The sequence below is a fragment of the Bradyrhizobium sp. 134 genome, from assembly GCF_023074155.1.
GTDB lineage: Bacteria > Pseudomonadota > Alphaproteobacteria > Rhizobiales > Xanthobacteraceae > Bradyrhizobium.
In genome coordinates this window covers 1-19,591 of record NZ_JADPKX010000069.1, presented here as the reverse complement: position 1 = coordinate 19,591, position 19,591 = coordinate 1, and the positions used below count along the sequence as shown (strand labels likewise).

Below are 19,591 nucleotides of genomic sequence, written 5' to 3'. Positions count from 1 at the left end.
GGGCGCATCATGTCTTCCTACACGACGATATCATCTGACAAACTGGCACGGTTGATCGGCACGGCAAACGCCCCTGCCCTGATCGACGTGCGCACCGACGAGGATTTTGCCGCCGACCGGCGGCTGATCCCAGGTTCGATCAAGCTCAGCCACGACAATGTTCCGGAATGGGGTGCCGAATTCGCCGGCCGCACCGCCATCGTCTCCTGCCTGCGCGGCGCAAAGCTGCCGCAGGGCACGGCGGCATGGCTCAGGCAGCTTGGGGTCCAGGCCGAGACGCTGGAAGGCGGATTCGAGGGCTGGAAGGACGCAAAGCTGCCGCTGCTCGATACCCGCAAGCTGCCGCCGCGCGACGCCAAGGGACGCACCGTCTGGGTAACGCGGGCGCGGCCCAAGGTCGACCGCATCGCCTGCCCCTGGCTGATCCGCCGCTTCGTCGACCCCACGGCCGTATTCCTGTTCGTGGCGCCTTCGGAAGTGGTGGCGGTCGGGCAACGCTTCAACGCAGCCCCCTTCGACATCGAGAACGTGTTCTGGAGCCACCGTGGCGAGCTCTGCACCTTCGACGTGATGATCGAGGAGTTTGGGATTGCCGCGCCGGCGCTGCTCCGGCTCGCAACGCTGGTGCGCGGCGCCGACACCGGGCGGCCCGACCTCGCGCCGGAGGCCTCCGGCCTGCTCGCAGCTTCGCTCGGGCTGTCGCGGATGTATGATGACGACCTCGAACAGCTCGAGGCCGGCATGCTGCTCTACGACGCCTTCTATCGCTGGTGCCGTGACGCCACGTCCGAGACCCACAACTGGCCGACCAACAAGGCGAAGGCTTGATGGATACCCGTACGATCGAAGCAGGAGCTGATGCCGGTCACGGCGTCAGCTTCAGCGAAGCCTTTCGCGTCTGGCTCCGCGTCGCCTGCCTGAGTTTTGGCGGGCCCGCGGGCCAGATCGCGGTCATGCACCGCATCCTGGTCGAGGAGAAGAACTGGATCTCGGAAGCCCGTTTCCTCCACGCCCTGAACTACTGCATGCTGCTGCCGGGCCCGGAGGCGCAGCAGCTTGCGACCTATGTCGGCTGGCTGATGCATCGCACCGCCGGCGGGCTGATGGCGGGCGGGCTGTTCATTCTGCCCGGCATCATTGCCATCATGGGCCTGAGCTACGTCTACGCCGCCTACGGCAATGTCAGCTTCGTCGAGGCGCTGTTCTTCGGCTTGAAGGCCGCCGTGCTCGCCATCGTCGTCGAAGCCGTGGTGCGCGTCGGCAAGCGCGCGCTGAAGAACCGCATCATGATCGCGCTTGCCGCGATCGCCTTCGTCGCGATTTTCTTCTTCGCGATCCCCTTCCCGATCATCATCATCGCCGCCGGCGTCGTCGGATATATCGGCGCCAAACAGGGCCGTCCGGAATTCGCGCCGGCCGGTCACGGCCCTGCCGGCAGCAGCGCCGTGATCGACAGCATGCTCGGCGACGCCGTGCCCGAGCATGTCCGCCCCAACACCGTCCGCACAATTCGCGTGGGCGTGTTGTGGCTTGCGCTCTGGCTGGTGCCGGTGATCGCGCTGTTGCTCGCTGTCGGACAAGACAATGTCTTCAGTCACATCGCGCTGTTCTTCTCAAAAATGGCGATGGTCACCTTCGGTGGCGCCTATGCGGTGCTGGCCTATGTCGCCCAGCAGGCGGTCGAGCACTATCACTGGCTCAAGCCGCACGAGATGCTCGACGGTCTTGGCATGGCCGAGACCACGCCCGGCCCTTTGATCATGGTCCTCCAGTTCGTGGGCTTCATGGCCGCCTACCGCGACGCCAGCGGCCTGTCGCCGATGCTCGCGGCCACGCTCGGCGGACTGCTCGCGACCTGGGTCACCTTCACACCCTGCTTCCTCTGGATCTTCGTCGGCGCCCCCTACGTCGAACGGCTGCGCGGCAACAAGGGTCTCGGCGGTGCGCTCAGTGCGATCACGGCTGCCGTCGTCGGCGTGATCCTCAACCTCTCGATCTGGTTCGCGCTGCACACGCTATTCCGCGAGACCGTGCCGGTGCACAGCTTCCCGTTTGCCTTCGACATGCCGGTGCTGACCAGCGTCGAGCTCTCCGCGCTCGTGCTGTCGATCGCGGCGGCAACCGCGATCTTCCGGTTCAAGCTCGGCATGCTCACCGCGCTCGCCGGCAGCTGCGCTGCGGGCGTGGCGCTAAGGTTGGCGGGGGTGATTTAGAACATGGACTAATTGGTTCGTCACGTCCGGTTTGCCAATGGAAGGCGTCACTAAGCCGTCAGGGTTGCATGGCGAACCTCAGACATCCTCGCCCGAGCCAGTGGGCCAGTTGGTCATCTCAGCTAGCTATGGGGTCCGGTTCGCCCGCTTGAGGTCATCCACGGAAACGCAGCGCCGGATCTGCTGCATACATTCACCCTTTTTGCTTCTCTTTTGCGCTTCTTCCATCGGAGCTTTCAGAACGTTCTTCGAAGCGATCAGCGCCCTTAGCTAAATCGTGTCCCGTCTTGCTCTCGTTTTTCGCTTCTTCCTTAGCAGTCGCCTCGCGCAAGCCTTCAGCGGCCCGTTCCCCAGCTGTTGATGATTTTCGTTTGTCATCCATGTGAAGCACCTTCCCTTAAACAACACGCTTCTCCAGGAATACTCCGTGTCTATCCCAGCTAAGCCGTAACAAACTTCAATCAGATCGCTTCGAGATTGTTCCAGTTCGGTTGAAGCTAGTGCGTCTACTGGCGTAAGCCGACGTCAGACGAGCCGCGCGATCCATGTCCGAGTGGATCAGGAGCTTCTTTTCGCTTTCGGTCATAACTTTGTCCTATCAGGTGCCGGGTCGCCGAAGTTGCGCTGAAGAGCCTACGCCACACCGCCTCTCAAACCCTCGCAAAACATTCTACTTTACCGAAATTCGGATTCGACGTACAAACGACACACCCCCGGCCCGAGACAAGGGGCGGATCGCGATCGTCACGACCGCGGGCCGGGCAGCGATGGACGCGACGGCGTCGGGCATAACAGGCATTGCAGGGCGCTTCGGCGGTGAGCAATGCCTTCGTGCCTACGACACGATGCCGCCAGCGCCTTGGCATGCTTCGGGTTATGAGCACACGCCAGCACTCGAAGTCCCAGCGAGGACGTGCGCGGACGAACAAGTCGTGTGGTCCTGACGCCCGCGGTCTGCGCGTCAAGTCCTGCGGTGATGTGCGGCCCGACCGGGCGCGCGCGTCAGTCATCTGCATGGCGACGGGGGCAATAGTGCATCGCTCCCCGGGGAGAGCACGAAGGACACGTTAAAACCATTGCGCAGGGAAGGCCGGGCGATCCGGCGAACCTGTGATCCACCCCGTGTGCATTTCTATCGCCCACGGATCTGCGGGTGCCAGCCGGCGCCCGGCCTTCGCTGCGCCCTTGTCTCTACGAGGGCGATGCGACGACGCAAAACTCGGGCCGAACGCGCCGCGAGATCGCGAACTTTCGTCCGCTGTTTGAAACGTATATCGGTGCGACGACTAGTCTTGCCTCACCCTCGATGTCGTCGCCCGGCTTTGACCGGGCGACCCAGTACTCCGAGACGATCGTGACTGAGAAGAGAAGCCGCGGCGTACTGGATGCCCCGGTCGAGCCGGGGCATGACAGACGTTTCCTAGCGCTATCGCATCAGTTCCAAGGTGGAAAGATTGGAACGGGGAGAATTCGCCCCGGTTAGCTCTCACTGCGAGGAAATCCGCTTTTTGGATGAGCCATGACCGATCTATCTATCGATGCGCGGCTGCTTGCCCCTGACAATGACCGGCACGGCGCCAATCTCACGGTCGTTGCTGTCGCGGCGGCGATTCTTCTGGCGGGCGCCGCGGCCTTGTCGGGCACGATTTCCTGGCAGCAGGGATTGTTGTTTCTTCTCGGAGGTGCACTTGGCCTGACGCTGTACCATGCGCTGTTCGGGTTCACCTCGGCCTGGCGCGTCTTCATTGTCGCGCGACGAGGCGCCGGCCTCCGTGCGCAAATGGTCATGCTGGCGCTGGCAACCGCCCTCTTCTTTCCGGCCCTGGCGCAAGGCACGCTGTTCGGCGTTGCCGTGCATGGCGAGCTCGGCGCGGTGGGCGTGGGCATGCTGACCGGGGCGTTTCTGTTCGGCCTTGGAATGCAGCTTGGCGGCGGCTGCGCGTCGGGAACGCTTTATACCGCCGGCGGCGGCAACACCCGCATGCTGGTGACACTGGCGGCCTTCATCGCCGGATCGACGCTCGGTGCATTGCATCTGCCGTGGTGGAGCGCGCTGCCGAACATCGGCGCGGTCTCGTTGATCGAACGGCTCGGCTGGCTGCCGGCGCTCGTGCTCTGCTGGGCCGTCATGGCTGCGATCTACCTCATCACGCTCAGGGCCGAGATCGGCCGGCACGGCCAACTTGAGCCGGGAGCGCGGACGAAGCTGCGCGGCGCGCGCCGCTTCATGCAGGGGCCGTGGCCGCTCCTGTGGGGCGCGATCCTGCTCGCGATCGGAATTTTCGCCACGCTGTATCTCGCGGGACGTCCCTGGGGCATCACCTCCGCTTTCGCGCTCTGGGGATCGAAGATCCTGATGAGCCTCGGCGTCGACGTCGCGTCTTGGCCCTATTGGCAGGGCGCTCGGGTGGCCTCGCTGCACCAAAGTATCTTCGCCGACATCACGTCCGTCATGGATTTCGGCATCATCCTGGGAGCCTTGCTGGCCGCAGGCCTCGCCGGCAAATTCCATCCGACATGGCGCATCTCCGCATCCTCGCTCCTCGCCGCCATCATCGGCGGCCTGCTTCTCGGGTATGGCGCCCGGCTCGCCTATGGCTGCAATATCGGCGCTTATTTCAGCGGGATCGCATCGGGCAGCCTGCACGGCTGGTGCTGGCTGGTCGCGGCTTTCGTTGGCAACATTCTGGGAACACAGCTCCGACCGCTGTTCGGCCTGGCCGTCGAGCGGTAGGTCTTCGTCCGCACGCCGGCGCTCGATGCTGCCCTCTAACGCATCATCAACCGCGCGATCGCCTCGCCGATCACCACCGTCGTAAAGTGGGTGTTGGCCCGGCAATCCGACGGCATGATCGAGGCGTCGGCGATGCGCAGGCCCGCGATGCCCTTCACCGTGCCGTCAGGGTTGACCACGCCGTGGGCGTCGTTAACTCCGGTCATGCGGCAACTGCCGGCGGCGTGTTGGATGTCGCCGGTCTCACGGCGCAGCAGCGTTTCGAGCTCGTGATCGGGCAAAGCAGCAGCTTGCGGCAGCGTCAAATCCGTGTCGGCGAGCCGGATCCAGTCCGTGATGCCCGATAGCGCCGGCTGGACGGTGATCACGGCCAGCCGTTTCACCGCATCCTTCATACGCAGCATGTCGCGGGGATCGGCCAGCATGTTCTCCTCGACCACAGGATCGATCGCGGGGTCGGTCGAGGCCAGCTTGAGCGTGCCACGCGAATAGGCATTGAACAGCCCGGCGCCGATCGCGCCCGGCACGCCGATGCCGCGGTGGTTGAAGGCGATCAGGATCATGTCGCGCTTGCCGCCGTCGGCGAGGCCTGACGAATAGGTCACGCAGCAATTGGTGTGGCGGGTGTCGGGATCTGTGGGCCGCAGATTTTCGCGGAGCTGGATCGTGGCGCGAAACAGCGGGTGGTCGAAGAAGTGCTTGCCGACCGGCAGGTCGCGCTCGACCGCGATCCCCATCGCCTTCAGCTCATCCGCAGGTCCAATGCCCGAGCGCAGCAGGATTGCCGGACTGTGGATGGCGCCGGCACACAGCACGATCTGGCGCGCGCTGATCTCGCTGGTGCCCTGCCCCTCGATGTGAACGCGAAGGCCGGTCGCCCGTCCATTACTGATCAGCACGCGGTCGACCAGCGCATGCCCGCGAATTTCCAGATTGGCGCGGCCCCGCGCGGGCTCCAGATAACCCTCGTTGGTGGTGATGCGGCGGCTGTTGCGGCTGTTGATGGGATAGCAGGCGACCCCCTCGCCGTCCGGGCCGTTGACGTCGGCGCACCAGGGATAGCCGCTCGCCAGCGCCGCATCGCGCAAGCCGCGATCGATCGGTCCCCATTTGTCCGGCGGCGCGCGATAGACCGGCAGCGGTCCGCCGCGTCCGTGGCAGGCCTCGTCGCCGAATTCCAGATCGTCCTCGATCACAGAGAACAGCGGCATCACGTCCTTGGCCGACCAGCCGGTGCAGCCATTGGCGGCCCATTCGTCGAACGCGTCCGCAACGCCCCGGATCGCGATCTGACCGTTCATCATCGAGGAGCCGCCGAGCCCCTTGCCGCGCCAGTAGAAGCGCGGCTCCTGGCCGGCCACACGGCGCGTCAGAAGATCCGGCCATTGCCATTTCTCCTGGTACTCGCGCTTGTGGATGATCGGGATGGGATTTGGCGTCATCACTTCCCAAGGCGCCTCGTCGGCGCGCCAATCGAGGCCCGCCTCGAGCAGCAGGACGCGCCGCGCGGGATCTTCCGAGAGCCGTGCCGCAACAGCGGCGCCGGCTGAGCCGCCGCCGACAACAATGACATCGTACATCGCGCTACTTCTCGACGTTCCAGAAAACCGGGATGGCGGACGGTATCAGACCGCGCAAGGTGGCGCGAGAGGCGGCGGGCTGGGCGAACTGGCCCCACGGTATCGCGGGTGCCTGATCGTACATGACGGTCTGGATCTCGCCTGCGATCTTCTTGCGATCCTCCTCGGCGGGCGCCTTGGCAAAGGCCTCCATCAGCGGTGTGATGCGCGCATCGCATTGCCAGCCGGTGAAATCGGCGCAGTTGAAGGCGACCATGACGTTGGTCAAGGGCGAGCCGAGGTCAAAACCGCCGGCGTGGACGCCATAGACGCTCCAGCCCTCCTTCTTGGCGCGACGCGCCAGCACGCTCGCCCAGTCCATCACCTGGAGGTCGACGTTGAAGCCGGCCTGCTTCAGCCGCTCGGCCAGCACCTGCGCCGAGACGCGCGGGGCTTCGAGGTCATTGGCCTCCATGACGACGACCGGCTCGCCGGCATATTTCGTCGCCTTCAGTGCGGCCTTCGCCGCTTCGATCGACGGCTTGGCGGCGGCTTCGGTCCCAGCCTTGCTGTCATAGGTGGTGCCGCAAGTGAAGTATGTCGCGCAAGGAGCGGCGTATTTGGCGTCCAGGCCGAGTGCGTCCAGTACCTCGCGCTGATCGACCAGCTTCCACAGCACGCGCCTGATGGCGGGATCGTCGAACGGCTTTGATGCGGCGTTGAGGCGATAGGCGCCCGCGAACATGTTGCCGCCGGTGAAATTGACGAGTTTGACCCGTGAGTTCTTTTCCATGGTCGGCAGCAGATCGAACGGCGCGTATTGCATGAAATCGACCTCGCCGGCCTGCAGCGCGGAGGCTGCGGTCGCGCCATCCGGGATGACACGGATCTCGAGCGTGTCGATGTTGACGCGCTTGCCGCCGGCGAGGAAATCGGCGGGCTCGGGACGCGGCACATAGTCGGCGAACTTCTTCAGGATCATGCGATCGCCGGTGCGGTGATCGGCCTTGCTGTAGACGAACGGGCCGGAGCCGACGATCTCGGTGATGCGCTGGTCGCCGGGCGTTTTGGCAATGCGCTCGGGCATCATGAAAGCGACCGGACTGACGGGATTGCCGAGCGCGTCGATGACGAGACCAGACGGCTCCTTCAGCGTCAGCACGAAGGTTTTTACGTCGGTCGGTTCGAGCGAGGCCGTGATCGCGAAGATGCGGCGGCCGAGCGCACTGCGGGTGCCCCAGCGGCGCAGCGAGGCGACGCAATCGGCGGCCGTGACCGGCTGGCCGTCATGCCATCTCAGGCCCTCGCGCAGCGTGAAACTGTAGATCAGGCCATCGGCCGAGACCTTCCAGTCCTGCACCATCTGCGGCTTGATCTCGCCTTTGGAATCCTTCGCAAACAGCGTGTCGAACACCATGTAGCCGAACGTGCGCGTAATATAGGCTGTGGAGAAATGCGGATCGAGCGTGACGATCTCGGCCTCGAGCACCGCGACGAGGTTGCCTGCGGCATGCGCGGGCGGCGCGGTCAGCGCCAAGGCGAACAGCGCCGGAATGAAAGCCTTCAGTTTGGACATGGAATGGATTTGCCTTTTAACGGAGACGTTAAAGTCGCCAGACAAAAAGCAATGTTCATGCCCGGAGGGCCGAAGCACTCATGCGCTCACGGCTATCTGCCGCGCGTTTGCGCGCCACACCCTCGCTGTCGTCGCCCGGCTTGACCGGGCGATCCAGTATTCCAGAGAAAGCTATGATTGAGCCGAGAGGTCGCGGCGTACTGGATGCCCCGCCTACGCGGGGCATGACACCGTCGATATGGCGACGGCCCGCGGACTACCCGATCACCCTGCCGAACTTGTTCGACTTCGGGAATCCCTTCGGCGGGAGACGACCGGCGTCGGCGCGGGAGCCTTTCCACTCGGCGAGCTCCTTCATGGTCGCGGAGAATTCGCGGCCCGCAGAGTCTTTCCAGGTCAGGCCAGCCTTGGCGTCGAACACGGCAATGTCGGAGAGGCCGCCGTCCTTGTACTTCTGCAGACGCACACCGCGGCCGCGGGCCATCTCCGGCACCTGGTCGAGCGGGAAGATCAGCATCTTGCGGTTCTCGCCGATGACCGCGACGGTGTCGCCGAGCACCTCGGTGACCGTGCGCGCCTCGTTCGGCATATCGACGTTGAGGACCTGCTTGCCCTTCTTGGTGGTGCCGACGCAATCGTCCTCGTTGACGACGAAGCCCTGGCCCTCGTGGCTCGCGACCAGGAATTTGCGTCCGCCCTTGTTGACGAACAGCGTGACCGGCGCGGCCTCCGGCTCGAGATCGATGAATTGGCGGATCGGCTCGCCATGACCGCGGCCGCCCGGAAGTTTTGCGACATCGAGCGAGTAGAATTTTCCGTTGGTAGCGAACAGCAGCAGCTTCGAGGTCGTTTCCGCGAAGAACGCGAACCCGAGCTTGTCGTCCTGCTTGAAAGCCAGCCCCGAGAGATCCTCGACATGGCCCTTGAGGGTGCGGATCCAGCCCTTGTCGGAGACGACAACCGTCACCGGCTCGCGCTCGACCAGGGCTTCCTCGATCGCGGCCAGATCGTGCTCGGGCGCGTCCGCAAAGGTGGTGCGGCGCTTGCCGAGCGGGGTCTTGGGTCCGAACATGTCGCGGACCTTGCCGACCTGCTCGGCGACCTTCTTCCACTGCTCGGGTTCTGACGCCAGCAGCCCCTCGATGCCCTTCAGCTCCTTGCGAAGATCCTTGTCCTCGCTGCGGATCTCCATCTCCTCGAGCTTGCGCAGGCTTCGCAGCCGCATGTTGAGGATGGCTTCGGCCTGCACCTCGGTGAGCTTGAACGCCTTGATCAGCGCCGGCTTCGGCTCGTCCTCATTACGGATGATCCTGATCACCTCGTCGATGTTCAGATAGGCAATCAGCAAGCCGCCGAGAATCTCCAGCCGGCGCTCGATCTCGGCCTTGCGATGGTTGGTGCGACGGATCAGCACGTCACGCAGATGGTCGAGCCATTCGCGCAAGCATTCCGCGAGCCCCACGACTTTGGGGACGCGGCCCTTGATCAGCACGTTGAGGTTCAGCGGAATCTTGTTTTCGAGCTCGGTCAGCCGGAACAGCGATTCCATCATCAGCGCGGGATCGACGTTCTTCGACTTCGGCTCGATCACGATGCGAACGTCTTCGGCCGATTCGTCCCTGATATCGCCGACCAGCGGCAGCTTCTTCTGGTCCAGCAGCTCGGCGATCTTCTCGATCAGCCGCGACTTCTGCACCAGAAAGGGAATCTCGGTGACGACGACGACCCAGGTGCCGCGCGCGCCCTCTTCCTGCTCCCATCGGGAGCGGACGCGAAACGAACCGCGGCCGGTGGTGTAGGCTTCAGCGATCGCCTGCTTGGAATCGACGCAGATGCCGCCGGTGGGGAAATCCGGACCCTTGACCCATTTCAGCAGCGCCCTGGATTTCGCGTCGGGCTTCTCGATCAGATGCAGCGCGGCGTCGCAGAGCTCGGCGGCGTTGTGCGGCGGGATCGAGGTCGCCATGCCGACCGCGATACCCTGCGCACCGTTGGCGAGCAGGTTCGGGAAGCCGCCGGGCAGCACGATCGGCTCTTTCGACTGGCCATCGTAATTGGGGCGGAATTCGACCCCGTCCTCGTCGATGCCGTCGAGCAGAAGCCGCGCGACGTCGGTCATGCGCGCTTCGGTGTAGCGATAGGCGGCCGGATTATCGCCGTCGATATTGCCGAAATTGCCCTGGCCGTCGACCAGCGGGTAGCGCGAGGAGAAATCCTGCGCCAGACGCACCATGGCGTCGTAGATCGCCTGGTCGCCATGCGGATGGAACGAGCCCATCACGTCGCCGACGATTTTGGCGGACTTCTTGAAAGCCGTGCCCGGATCAAGCCGTAGCAGGCGCATGCCATAGAGGATGCGCCGGTGTACCGGCTTCAGGCCGTCGCGGGCATCCGGCAGCGCGCGGTGCATGATGGTGGAGAGCGCGTACGCGAGATAGCGCTCTTCCAGCGCCTCACGCAGCGGCACCTCGTGAATTTCGGCCGGTTCCTCCGGCGGAATCAATCGTTTTCCCATGCCGCCCGGTTAAACCGTGGAAGCGAATCGGGCAAGGATCGATTGGTTCCCTGTGGGCGGCCTACTGGCCGGCCCAGCCTGCGGTGAAGGTCTGGGTGGGTTGGGTGTTTTTGGCCTGCGTGGTGGCCGGGGCATTGGGCAGGCACCGCCGCGCCGTCTCGATCTCGGCCTCCGTCGCGCCCTTGGACCTCGCCCATGCCTCTGCGGCCGCAGCGGAATATTTGGCCACATAGAATCTGACGACGGTACAGGAGGCACGGCGAAACACGCCCGGCTGCTCACCCGCGTGGGCGTCCGGCGCCAGCGCGATCAGCGCTGCCGATATCACAAGTCCCTTGATCAGCATGAGGCTATCCCCGGTTGGAACCCAAAACGGCAAGTCCGGGGAACCCCGTTTTGTTCCAGCAAGGGTTGTCCCACCAGGGCAATGCAGAGCCGCGCCAGGTTCATGGCGCGGGAATCGCGCCCTTTGCCTGCTGTCGCGCCAGCGCGTTGATGAAGCCTGCCCGCGCGTCGGAATGGCCCTGCCCGCGCGGCTCCAGCACGTGCCGCAACAGGAAAAGGCCGGTCAGTCGAAAGCCATCCTGGAGATCCTCGTCGGTGAGGTCGCCCTGCACCTCGCCTTGGCGCAGGAACGGCGGCAGTCGCAACAGGCGGTCGCGCCACGGTTCGCCCGCCCCGCGTGACACTGCGCCGCCGGATTTGGGCGAGACATAGATCAGGTCGTTGGTTTCTCCGGTCACCGCGCAGTTTTCCAGCGCCAGCCCGAAGCCGAGCTCGGTGAGCATCGCCAGCTCGAAATGGATCACGTGTACGGCGGCGCTGCCGATGTCGTCGAAATCGTCCAGCGCATGTTCGAGCAGCGCCAGGAGGTTTTCGTGCGGATCGCGTTCCGGCAGCAACCGCGCGATCGAGGCGAGATGGGTGATGCCGTAGACGCCGTGGGATGATCCCAGCAGCGTCGCCGCCCGCAGCTTGAGGCCCTCGATGGCATAGGTGCCGAGATGCTCGTCGAGCCGCGCCCGCCATACCACGCTGAGGCTGTTGCCGGGCTGCAGCAAGGGCCGCATCCGCGAGCCGGCGCCGCCGCGGACGAGACCGAGATGGCGGCCGTGCGCACGGGTCAGCAGCTCGACGATGGCGCTGCTCTCGCCATGCCGCCGCACCCCCAGCACGATGCCTTCGTCGGTCCATTCCATGGGTGAAGTCTAGCGGATTCCGGTCTTCAATCGTAGGGCGGATTGGCGGGATTGCGCGCCGCCAATCCACCTGACGCCTTACGCGTTGAACCAGCCCTGCGCGTCGCCGCGGAACGAGAAATACAATCCCATTGCCGTCAGCACGCAGGAGACGATCTCGATGGCGCTGTCGAGTTCCATGCCTTTCTCGCCGATGATCTGGCCGAGCGAGATCACCGACAGTACGAGCGCCGCCGCCAGCACCCAGCGCGGCCAGTTCTTGCGCCCGTGCGCGGCCAGCCTGACGAAATACACCAGCAGCAGGATCATGCCGCCGGCAAGCAGCGTCGACGTCGTGATCATCTGCTCGGTCATCTCGGCATTGGGCGTGCGGTCCTGCACCGCCACCGACAAGGCATCCAGCATCAACGATGCATAGAGCAACGCTTCGAAGCGCCGTACGTTGCTGGGTACGCTCATCGCTGACCGATCTTTTTCTTGGTTATTCTTTGGGAAATTCCAGGCCCATCTCGCGGTAGCGATCGGGATCGTCGCTCCAGTTCTCGCGCACCTTGACGAACAGGAACAGGTGCACCGGCACGCCCAGGATCTCGCCGATCTCCTTGCGCGAGTCCGCGCCGATCGACTTGATGGTGGCGCCGCCCGCGCCGAGCACGATCTTGCGCTGGCTTTCGCGCTCGACGAAAATCGTCTGCTCAATGCGCACCGATTTGTCCTTGCGCTCCTCCCACTTGTCGGTCTCGACCGTGGACTGGTAGGGCAATTCCTGGTGCAGCTTGCGAAAGATCTTCTCGCGCGTGATCTCGGCCGCAAGCTGCCGCATCGGCGCGTCCGACATCTGGTCTTCGGGATAGAGGAACGGCCCCGGCGGCACGATCTCGGCCAGTGTATGCCTGAGGTCGTCGACGCCGTCGCCGGAGATCGCCGCGATCATGAAGGTCTTTGCGAAGGCCATGCGCTCGTTGGCGGCCTGCGCCAGCGCCAGCAGCTTCTCGCGCTGGACCAGGTCGACCTTGTTGATGACCAAAATCTTCTCGTGCTTGACGCTGGCGACCTTGGTGAGGATCGCCTCGGCTTCCTCGTCGATGCCGGCCTTGGCATCCAGCAGCACGCAGACGAGGTCGGCGTCATGCGCGCCGCTCCAGGCGGTCGAGACCATGGCGCGGTCGAGCCGGCGCTTGGGCAGGAAGATGCCCGGCGTATCGACCAGGATGATCTGCGCGTTGTTCTCGATCACGATGCCGCGGATCAGCGCGCGCGTGGTCTGCACCTTGCGCGAGACGATCGTGACCTTGGCCCCGACCAGCGCATTGACCAGCGTGGATTTGCCGACGTTCGGCGCGCCGATCAGCGCGACGAAGCCGCAGCGCGTGGCAGTGGGCGCCTCGCCGCTTGCTTCAACCGTCATTGCCGCCGCCAACGCCTTCACGTTCGATCATCACTGAAGCTGCTACCTTCTCTGCCGCGCGCTTGCTGCCGCCGATGCCTTCCGCCGGAGCTAGTCCCGGAAGATCGACCGCGACGCGGAATTGCGGATCATGATGCGGGCCGGTGCGCTCGACCTCGCGATAAACGGGCGTCGGCAATCCCTTGCCCTGCGCCCATTCCTGAAGAACTGTCTTGGGATCGCGCAACGGACGCCGCGGCTTGTGCATGCGCTCGGTCCAGTTGCGCTTGACGAAGTCGGCCGCCGCCGCGTAGCCGCCGTCGAGGAAGACGGCGCCGATCACGGCCTCGCAGATGTCGCCGAGCACGCTCTTGCGCAGGCGCGCGTCGGCGCTGGGGCCGACCGAGCCGAGCTTGATGTCGTCGAGCAGACCGAGCGACTTGGCGACATCGGCGCAGCTCTCCTTGCGCACCAGTTCGGCAAGTCGCTTGGACATCTCGCCTTCATCGGCGTTGGGGAAGGCGTGATAGAGCATGTCGGAGACGACGAGCCCGAGCACGTGGTCGCCGAGGAATTCCAGCCGCTGATAGCTGTCGCCGCGCTTGCGCCCGGACTTCAGCGCAGAGACATGCGTGATGCCTTGCATCAAGAGATTCGGATCGGCAAAGCTGTAGCCGATGCGTGCCTCGAGCCCCGCATTCGCATCCGAGCTCCTGGCCTTGCTGCTCCGCACCCGCTTCTTCTTTGCAGGCGCCTTGATCTCAAGCGCCTTGCTCTCAAGAGTCTTGCTCTCAAGAGTCTTGGTCGCAGCTTCGCCGTCGGGGCCCGCTTGCGCCTCGGTCGGTAGGGTCGCGATGTCCTTGGCTTCGTCTTTCATCGGACGATTTTGAAGAAGCGATTCCAGCGCACCGCCCACGGCCAGCGCCAGAACATCCAGGCATGCTCGCCCTCGGCGATCGAGAAGAAGATCATCTGGGCGCGCCCGATCAAATTCTCCTGTGGGACGTAGCCGACCTGGCCGAGGAAGCGGCTGTCGGTGGAATTGTCGCGGTTGTCGCCCATCATGAAGAAGTGGCCGGTCGGCACGGTGTAGACATTGGTGTTGTCGACGTAGCCGTTGTCGGCGCAGTCCAGCGTCTCGTAGGACACCCCGTTCGGCAGCGTTTCCTTCCAGCGCTTCACCCGGGAGACGCCGCTGCCTTCAGCGCCGCAGGGGTCCTCGCCGACAAATTCGCTCATGCGCTGCCGCTCGACCGGCGTGTCGTTGATGTAGAGCAGCCCGTCCCGCATCTGGATGCGGTCGCCGGGCAGGCCGATCACGCGCTTGATGTAGTCGGTGGAATCGTCCTTCGGCAGGCGGAATACGACGATGTCGCCTCGGTTCGGGTCCGAGCCCCAGATCCGCCCCGAGAACAGCGGCGGCGAGAACGGGATCGAATAGTGGCTGTAGCCGTAGGAATATTTCGAGACGAACAGATAGTCGCCGACCAGCAGTGTCGCCTTCATCGAGCCGGATGGGATGTTGAACGGCTGGAACAGGAAGGTGCGGATCACCAGCGCGATCAGGAGAGCGTGGATCACGACCCGGATCGTTTCGCCGACGCCGCTCTCAGTTTTCGTTCCTGAAGTCACGCTCATTGCTCTCTCAATTCGGCCGGCGGTCACAGAGCGCCCTCCTCGCGCGAGCAGCCCATCGCTCGCGGCCCAAGGAGATTGTCCTGATTCTGATAATGAGGGCCAATTCCGGCGTAAAGCCGAATTCGCCCAGCCTGATTTGCGTCCGCGGACTTTTAGACGGTTGTCGGAGGCCACGCAATCAAGGATCGCATCAAAACTGCATAAGCGTTTGATTTTGAATGCGAATTATAAAATGATCGGAGTACCGTCAGGGTTTGGCCAGCGGCACGGCGGAAATGATGACGAAGGCCTGTGCCAACGGCCAGTCATCGGTGATCGACAGGTCGATCTGCGCCGCGAACCCCTCCGGCGTCAGGGCCTGAAGCCGGGCCAGCGCCCCGCCCGTCAATTGCATGGTTGGCCGCCCTCCCGGCAGGTTGACCACACCCATGTCGCGCCACCACACGCCGCGCCTGATGCCGGTGCCAAGGGCCTTGGAGCAAGCCTCCTTGGCGGCGAAGCGCTTGGCGTAGGTCGCGACCACCATCTTCTCGTTCTTGGCGCGCCGCTCCGCCTTGGCCCGCTCGGCCGCGGTGAAGATGCGGTCGAGAAAGCGCTCGCCATGGCGGTCGATCACCTTGCCGACACGGGTGATGTCGATCAGATCGGAGCCGATGCCGATGATCATGCCCGGCTCCGGCCGCGGTCCATCGCTGCGCGCATGCTGCGAACCGTCTCGGCGAGACCCACGAACAGGGCTTCGCCGATCATGTAGTAACCGATGTTGAGCTCCATGATGTCCGGCAAGCCTGCGATCGTCTCCGCCGTCGCATAGTCCAGCCCGTGTCCGGCGTGAACCTCCAGCCCCGCTTCCTTCGCGAGCTTCGCCCCCGCCACGATCCGCCGCCATTCGGCCTCGGCCTTATCAGTGTGACCGTCGACGACGGCGTCGCACCAGGCGCCGGTGTGGATCTCGATCACGGGGGCGCGCAGCCGCGCCGCCATCTCGATCTGGGCGGGATCTGCCGCGATGAACAGCGACACCCGGATGCCGGCATCGTTCAGCCGCGCGATATAGGGCGCCAGCGCATTGTGCTGGCCGACGACGTCGAGCCCGCCTTCGGTCGTCACCTCCTGGCGCCGCTCCGGCACGAGGCACACCGCGTGCGGCCTGGTGGCGAGCGAAATGCGCATCATGTCGTCGGTCGCCGCCATCTCGAAATTGAGCGGCTTGGAGATCTCGGCTTTCAGCCGCGCCATGTCCTCGTCGCGGATGTGCCGGCGATCCTCGCGCAAATGGGCGGTGATGCCGTCGGCACCGGCCTCGATCGCCAGCAGCGCCGCGCGCACCGGATCGGGATTGCGGCCGCCGCGCGCGTTACGCAGGGTCGCGACATGGTCGACATTAACGCCGAGGCGGAGCGGAGGTGCAGGCATTTCAGGACTCACGGAATCACAGGGATAGACCAGGACGGAAGGGGTCTATCCATTAACACGTTCGGCGCGGGCGACGACCGCCTTCGCGCGCAGCTGGGCCAGGATCGCGCTCAAATGCTTGAGATCGTAGACTTCGAGATCGATCGTCGTCTCCGTGAAATCCGGTGAGCGGCGCTGCATGCTGATGTTGTCGATGTTGCCGTCGTGCTCGGCGATCACGGTCGCGATCTGCGCCAGCGCGCCAGGCTCGTTGACATTCTCGACCTTGATGCGGGCCGGGAAGCGCTGTGGCGTGGAGTCCTCGATGTCCCAGCGCACGTCGAGCCAGCGCTCCGGCTCCTCCTCGAAATCCTTCAGGGCCGGGGCCTGGATCGGGTAGATGGTGATGCCCTCGCCCGGCGTGACGATGCCGATGATGCGGTCACCAGGCACTGCGCCACCGTTCGGCGCGAACTTCACTGGCAGGTCGGAATTGATGCCGCGGATCGGGATCGCGACCGGGCTGCGCGGCGGTTCGGACGACTTCTCCTTGAGCTTGCCGGCAAGCCCCTTCTTGACGCCGTAGCGCGCGATGCGCTCCTCCTTGTAGTCGGGATACATCGCACGCGCGACGTGGGAGGCCTTGATCTCGCCGCGTCCCACAGCCGCCATGACGTCCTCGATCGAGGTCCGCGCGAGTCGCGGCAGCGCGCCCTTGAGCTTGTCGTCGGCGTATTCGATCTTGGCGCGCTCGAACAGGCGCTCGACGATGCGCCGGCCGAGACCGACATATTGATCTCGCACCGCGGTCCTGGTGGCGCGACGGATCGCAGCGCGCGCCTTGCCGGTGACCGCGAGCGTTTCCCAGGCCGACGGCGGCGCCGCTTGCGCTTCCGAGGTTAGCACCTCGACTTCGTCGCCGTTCTGAAGCTCCGAGGACAGCGGCGCGAACTGGCCGTTGATCTTGCAGCCTACCGCGCTGTTGCCGACGTCGGTGTGTACGGCATAGGCGAAGTCGATCACGTTGGCATGGCGCGGCAGCGCGATCAGCTTGCCCTTGGGGGTGAAGCAGAACACCTGGTCGTGGAACAGCTCGAGCTTGGTATGCTCGAGGAATTCCTCGGGGTTGGCGCTCTCCGAGAGGATGCCTATGGTGTGGCGCAACCAGGCGAACGCATTGGACTCGCGCTTGAGAAATTCGGTCGGCGAGCCCACGCCTTCCTTGTAGAACACGTGCGCGGCGATGCCGCGCTCGGCGATCTGATCCATCGCCTCGGTGCGGATCTGCAACTCGACCCGCTGATTGCCGGGGCCGATCACGGTGGTGTGGATTGAGCGGTAGTCGTTCTGCTTCGGCGTCGAGATGTAGTCCTTGAACCGCCCGGGCACGACCGGCCAGTTCGTGTGGACGATGCCGAGCGCACGGTAGCAGGCCTCAATGTCGTTGACCACAACGCGGAAGCCGAAGATGTCGGACAATTGCTCGAAGCCGACCGACTTGCGCTCCATCTTGGTCCAGATCGAGAATGGCTTCTTGCGGCGCCCATAGACCCGCGCCCCCAGGCCCCGGTGCCGCAGATTGTTGGAGAGCTGGTCCTCGATTTCGCCGATCAGATTGCGGTTGCGCTCGGCCAGCGCATCGAGCCGCTGCATCACCACCGAGTAGGCTTCCGGATCGAGGGTCCGGAACGACAGGTCCTCCAGCTCCTCGCGCATTTCCTGCATGCCCATGCGCCCCGCCAGCGGCGCATAGATATCGAGCGTCTCCTCGGCAATGCGCCGTCGCGATTCCGTCGGCACGAAGTCCAGCGTGCGCATGTTGTGCAGGCGGTCGGCGAGCTTCACCAGGAGCACGCGGACGTCGTCGGCAATGGCCAGCAACAATTTGCGCAGATTCTCGGCCTGCTTGGCCTCCCGCGACACCAGCTCCAGCCGCTTCAGCTTGGTCAGGCCCTCGACCAGCGCGCCGATCTCGGGCCCGAAGATCTGGTCGATCTCGGCCCGCGTCGCTTCGGTGTCCTCGATCGTGTCGTGGAGCAGCGCAGCCACGATGGTGGCGTCGTCGAGCTTCAGGTCGGTCAGAATCGCCGCCACTTCGAGCGGATGGGAGAAGTACGGGTCGCCCGAGGCGCGGGTCTGCGAGCCGTGCGCCTTCATCGCGTAGACATAGGCGCGGTTCAGCAAATCTTCGTCGGTGTTGGGATTGTAGGACCTGACGCGCTCGACGAGGTCATATTGACGCATCATGCGTGCGCGAGGCTTCGCCGGGCGCGCCACCGGCGCAGTCGGGGCCACGGCAACCGATTCGGTTGCGGCCTGCATCTGCGCTGGTGTGCGGCGTCGATATACCATGCCGTCCTGCCTTCAAACGGGCCACGACACAGCCCGTTGTATACATCTTAGCTCCGATCGCGCGCGTGTCCGATCAATTCAGTGACAGGAACAGGCGCGAACCGACCACGCTATGGTAACCACGAAAACGCCAACAAAAGCAAAGGCCCGAACAACGGTTCGGGCCTTTGATAAGATCACAAAGAAGTCGATGAGCGCGATGGGACGATTACTCGTCCTCCTCGGGCTGCTCCTCGGGCGGCGCCAGGCCTTCGAGACCCTTCAGGAGCTCTTCTTCCGTCATGCGCTCAACGGCGACTTCGGTATCGTCTGCATCCACGCTTGCACCGGCGGAACCGATCAGCGGCACGGTGTCCGGCTCAGGCTCGTCGACCTCGACGAACTTCTGCAGCGAGTGCACCAGCTCCTCGCGGAGGTCCTCCGGCGAAATGGTGGTCTCAGCAATTTCGCGCAAAGACACAACAGGGTTCTTGTCGTTATCGCGATCAACCGTTAGTTGTGAACCAGACGAAATCATGCGGGCGCGGTGGGCGGCCAGCAGGACCAGGTCAAACCGGTTGTCGACCTTGTCGATACAATCTTCTACGGTGACGCGAGCCATCGACTGTCGCTCCGTTGTGGGTGGGACGAAATATGTGGATGAATGGCGGTAGTTATAGGGGCCGGCAGGGTTTCGCAAGGCCAATTTGTGATTTGGCCTCGCCAAACGGCTCTGCTACCCCCACATTGGGGCTGAGATGGGTGGTTTCCCGGGCTGCCGGCGACGGCGGCGCCGGGAGTGTGCAAGTTGGCCATAACTATACCTTGATTGCCCCGACTTCTCCGGATTTGCGGTTTCGACGGGTTTCGGCGGGACTTTAGAAGTGCGCGGCTTGCTGTCGCCGCGCCAACAATAAACGATCAATCACGAACTCTACGCGAGCAAACTGAATGTCACCTTCCTCTTCCGACAAGATCGCGCTCTTCATCGATGGAGCCAATCTCTACGCGACGGCGAAAACTCTGGGCTTCGACATCGATTAC

General features: G+C 64.2%; 17 protein-coding genes and 1 pseudogene. 4 read left to right on the top strand and 14 right to left on the bottom strand.

Going from position 1 to position 19,591, the window contains the following annotated elements:
• Nucleotides 1–9: 9 nt before the first annotated feature.
• On the top strand, nt 10–828 hold the full coding sequence (locus tag IVA75_RS25205; protein WP_247289336.1) for a chromate resistance protein ChrB domain-containing protein: 819 nt from the start codon (nt 10–12) through the stop codon (nt 826–828).
• Nucleotides 828–2,213 carry a chromate efflux transporter gene (gene chrA, locus IVA75_RS25200; RefSeq protein WP_247289335.1) on the top strand — a complete coding sequence of 462 codons (1,386 nt, stop codon included), beginning with the start codon at nt 828–830 and terminating at the stop codon, nt 2,211–2,213. Before IVA75_RS25205 ends, chrA begins: the two co-directional genes overlap by 1 nt.
• A 193-nt stretch (nt 2,214–2,406) precedes the next feature.
• Here the strand turns inward: chrA and IVA75_RS25195 are convergent, their stop codons facing one another.
• Nucleotides 2,407–2,595, bottom strand: a complete 189-nt coding sequence (locus tag IVA75_RS25195; protein WP_247289333.1) for a hypothetical protein — start codon at nt 2,593–2,595, stop codon at nt 2,407–2,409.
• A 1,137-nt stretch (nt 2,596–3,732) separates the two neighbouring features.
• Between IVA75_RS25195 and IVA75_RS25190 the strand changes: the two genes are divergently transcribed.
• On the top strand, nt 3,733–4,947 hold the full coding sequence (locus tag IVA75_RS25190; RefSeq protein ID WP_247289331.1) for a YeeE/YedE family protein: 1,215 nt from the start codon (nt 3,733–3,735) through the stop codon (nt 4,945–4,947).
• A gap of 35 nt (nt 4,948–4,982) precedes the next feature.
• On the opposite strand, the gene IVA75_RS25185 is transcribed toward IVA75_RS25190, so the two are convergent.
• From IVA75_RS25185 to rpoZ, 13 genes are all read right to left on the bottom strand, one after another.
• Nucleotides 4,983–6,527, bottom strand: a complete 1,545-nt coding sequence (locus IVA75_RS25185) for a GMC family oxidoreductase N-terminal domain-containing protein (protein ID WP_247289329.1) — start codon at nt 6,525–6,527, stop codon at nt 4,983–4,985.
• 4 nt (nt 6,528–6,531) lie between these two features.
• Nucleotides 6,532–8,082 carry an ABC transporter substrate-binding protein gene (locus tag IVA75_RS25180; RefSeq protein WP_247289327.1) on the bottom strand — a complete coding sequence of 517 codons (1,551 nt, stop codon included), beginning with the start codon at nt 8,080–8,082 and terminating at the stop codon, nt 6,532–6,534.
• A 256-nt stretch (nt 8,083–8,338) separates the two neighbouring features.
• On the bottom strand, nt 8,339–10,597 hold the full coding sequence (gene parC, locus IVA75_RS25175; RefSeq protein WP_247289325.1) for a DNA topoisomerase IV subunit A: 2,259 nt from the start codon (nt 10,595–10,597) through the stop codon (nt 8,339–8,341).
• Nucleotides 10,598–10,658: 61 nt separating this feature from the next.
• A complete protein-coding gene (locus IVA75_RS25170; RefSeq protein ID WP_247289323.1) occupies nt 10,659–10,943 on the bottom strand; it encodes a hypothetical protein in 285 nt (94 codons plus the stop codon).
• 100 nt (nt 10,944–11,043) lie between these two features.
• Nucleotides 11,044–11,796 carry a DNA repair protein RecO gene (recO, locus tag IVA75_RS25165; RefSeq protein WP_247289321.1) on the bottom strand — a complete coding sequence of 251 codons (753 nt, stop codon included), beginning with the start codon at nt 11,794–11,796 and terminating at the stop codon, nt 11,044–11,046.
• A gap of 78 nt (nt 11,797–11,874) precedes the next feature.
• Nucleotides 11,875–12,255 carry a hypothetical protein gene (locus IVA75_RS25160; RefSeq protein ID WP_027567284.1) on the bottom strand — a complete coding sequence of 127 codons (381 nt, stop codon included), beginning with the start codon at nt 12,253–12,255 and terminating at the stop codon, nt 11,875–11,877.
• A 22-nt stretch (nt 12,256–12,277) separates the two neighbouring features.
• Nucleotides 12,278–13,204, bottom strand: a complete 927-nt coding sequence (gene era, locus IVA75_RS25155; RefSeq protein ID WP_007611165.1) for a GTPase Era — start codon at nt 13,202–13,204, stop codon at nt 12,278–12,280.
• On the bottom strand, nt 13,194–14,060 hold the full coding sequence (rnc, locus tag IVA75_RS25150; RefSeq protein WP_247289319.1) for a ribonuclease III: 867 nt from the start codon (nt 14,058–14,060) through the stop codon (nt 13,194–13,196). The genes era and rnc overlap by 11 nt, the downstream gene beginning before the upstream one ends.
• The gene (gene lepB / locus IVA75_RS25145) at nt 14,057–14,821 is read right to left on the bottom strand and encodes a signal peptidase I (protein ID WP_007603395.1); all 765 of its coding nucleotides are present in this window, start codon (nt 14,819–14,821) and stop codon (nt 14,057–14,059) included. The genes rnc and lepB overlap by 4 nt, the downstream gene beginning before the upstream one ends.
• 247 nt (nt 14,822–15,068) lie before the next feature.
• A complete protein-coding gene (acpS, locus tag IVA75_RS25140) occupies nt 15,069–15,488 on the bottom strand; it encodes a holo-ACP synthase (RefSeq protein ID WP_007611179.1) in 420 nt (139 codons plus the stop codon).
• The gene (locus IVA75_RS25135) at nt 15,485–16,237 is read right to left on the bottom strand and encodes a pyridoxine 5'-phosphate synthase (RefSeq protein WP_247289317.1); all 753 of its coding nucleotides are present in this window, start codon (nt 16,235–16,237) and stop codon (nt 15,485–15,487) included. The genes acpS and IVA75_RS25135 overlap by 4 nt, the downstream gene beginning before the upstream one ends.
• Nucleotides 16,238–16,282: 45 nt before the next feature.
• The gene (locus IVA75_RS25130; RefSeq protein WP_247289315.1) at nt 16,283–18,568 is read right to left on the bottom strand and encodes a bifunctional (p)ppGpp synthetase/guanosine-3',5'-bis(diphosphate) 3'-pyrophosphohydrolase; all 2,286 of its coding nucleotides are present in this window, start codon (nt 18,566–18,568) and stop codon (nt 16,283–16,285) included.
• Between the two features lie 208 nt (nt 18,569–18,776).
• On the bottom strand, nt 18,777–19,169 hold the full coding sequence (gene rpoZ, locus IVA75_RS25125) for a DNA-directed RNA polymerase subunit omega (protein WP_007603391.1): 393 nt from the start codon (nt 19,167–19,169) through the stop codon (nt 18,777–18,779).
• A 329-nt stretch (nt 19,170–19,498) separates the two neighbouring features.
• Here rpoZ and IVA75_RS25120 point away from each other — a divergent pair.
• Nucleotides 19,499–19,591: pseudogene (locus tag IVA75_RS25120) on the top strand (NYN domain-containing protein); the annotation flags it as partial.

Coding starts and splice junctions, on each gene's coding strand:
- IVA75_RS25205 (WP_247289336.1), top strand. CDS start 10: ATGTCTTCCTACACGACGATATCATCTGACAAACTGGCACGGTTGATC.
- chrA (WP_247289335.1), top strand. CDS start 828: ATGGATACCCGTACGATCGAAGCAGGAGCTGATGCCGGTCACGGCGTC.
- IVA75_RS25195 (WP_247289333.1), bottom strand. CDS start 2,595: ATGGATGACAAACGAAAATCATCAACAGCTGGGGAACGGGCCGCTGAA.
- IVA75_RS25190 (WP_247289331.1), top strand. CDS start 3,733: ATGACCGATCTATCTATCGATGCGCGGCTGCTTGCCCCTGACAATGAC.
- IVA75_RS25185 (WP_247289329.1), bottom strand. CDS start 6,527: ATGTACGATGTCATTGTTGTCGGCGGCGGCTCAGCCGGCGCCGCTGTT.
- IVA75_RS25180 (WP_247289327.1), bottom strand. CDS start 8,082: ATGTCCAAACTGAAGGCTTTCATTCCGGCGCTGTTCGCCTTGGCGCTG.
- parC (WP_247289325.1), bottom strand. CDS start 10,597: ATGGGAAAACGATTGATTCCGCCGGAGGAACCGGCCGAAATTCACGAG.
- IVA75_RS25170 (WP_247289323.1), bottom strand. CDS start 10,943: ATGCTGATCAAGGGACTTGTGATATCGGCAGCGCTGATCGCGCTGGCG.
- recO (WP_247289321.1), bottom strand. CDS start 11,796: ATGGAATGGACCGACGAAGGCATCGTGCTGGGGGTGCGGCGGCATGGC.
- IVA75_RS25160 (WP_027567284.1), bottom strand. CDS start 12,255: ATGAGCGTACCCAGCAACGTACGGCGCTTCGAAGCGTTGCTCTATGCA.
- era (WP_007611165.1), bottom strand. CDS start 13,204: ATGACGGTTGAAGCAAGCGGCGAGGCGCCCACTGCCACGCGCTGCGGC.
- rnc (WP_247289319.1), bottom strand. CDS start 14,060: ATGAAAGACGAAGCCAAGGACATCGCGACCCTACCGACCGAGGCGCAA.
- lepB (WP_007603395.1), bottom strand. CDS start 14,821: ATGAGCGTGACTTCAGGAACGAAAACTGAGAGCGGCGTCGGCGAAACG.
- acpS (WP_007611179.1), bottom strand. CDS start 15,488: ATGATCATCGGCATCGGCTCCGATCTGATCGACATCACCCGTGTCGGC.
- IVA75_RS25135 (WP_247289317.1), bottom strand. CDS start 16,237: ATGCCTGCACCTCCGCTCCGCCTCGGCGTTAATGTCGACCATGTCGCG.
- IVA75_RS25130 (WP_247289315.1), bottom strand. CDS start 18,568: ATGGTATATCGACGCCGCACACCAGCGCAGATGCAGGCCGCAACCGAA.
- rpoZ (WP_007603391.1), bottom strand. CDS start 19,169: ATGGCTCGCGTCACCGTAGAAGATTGTATCGACAAGGTCGACAACCGG.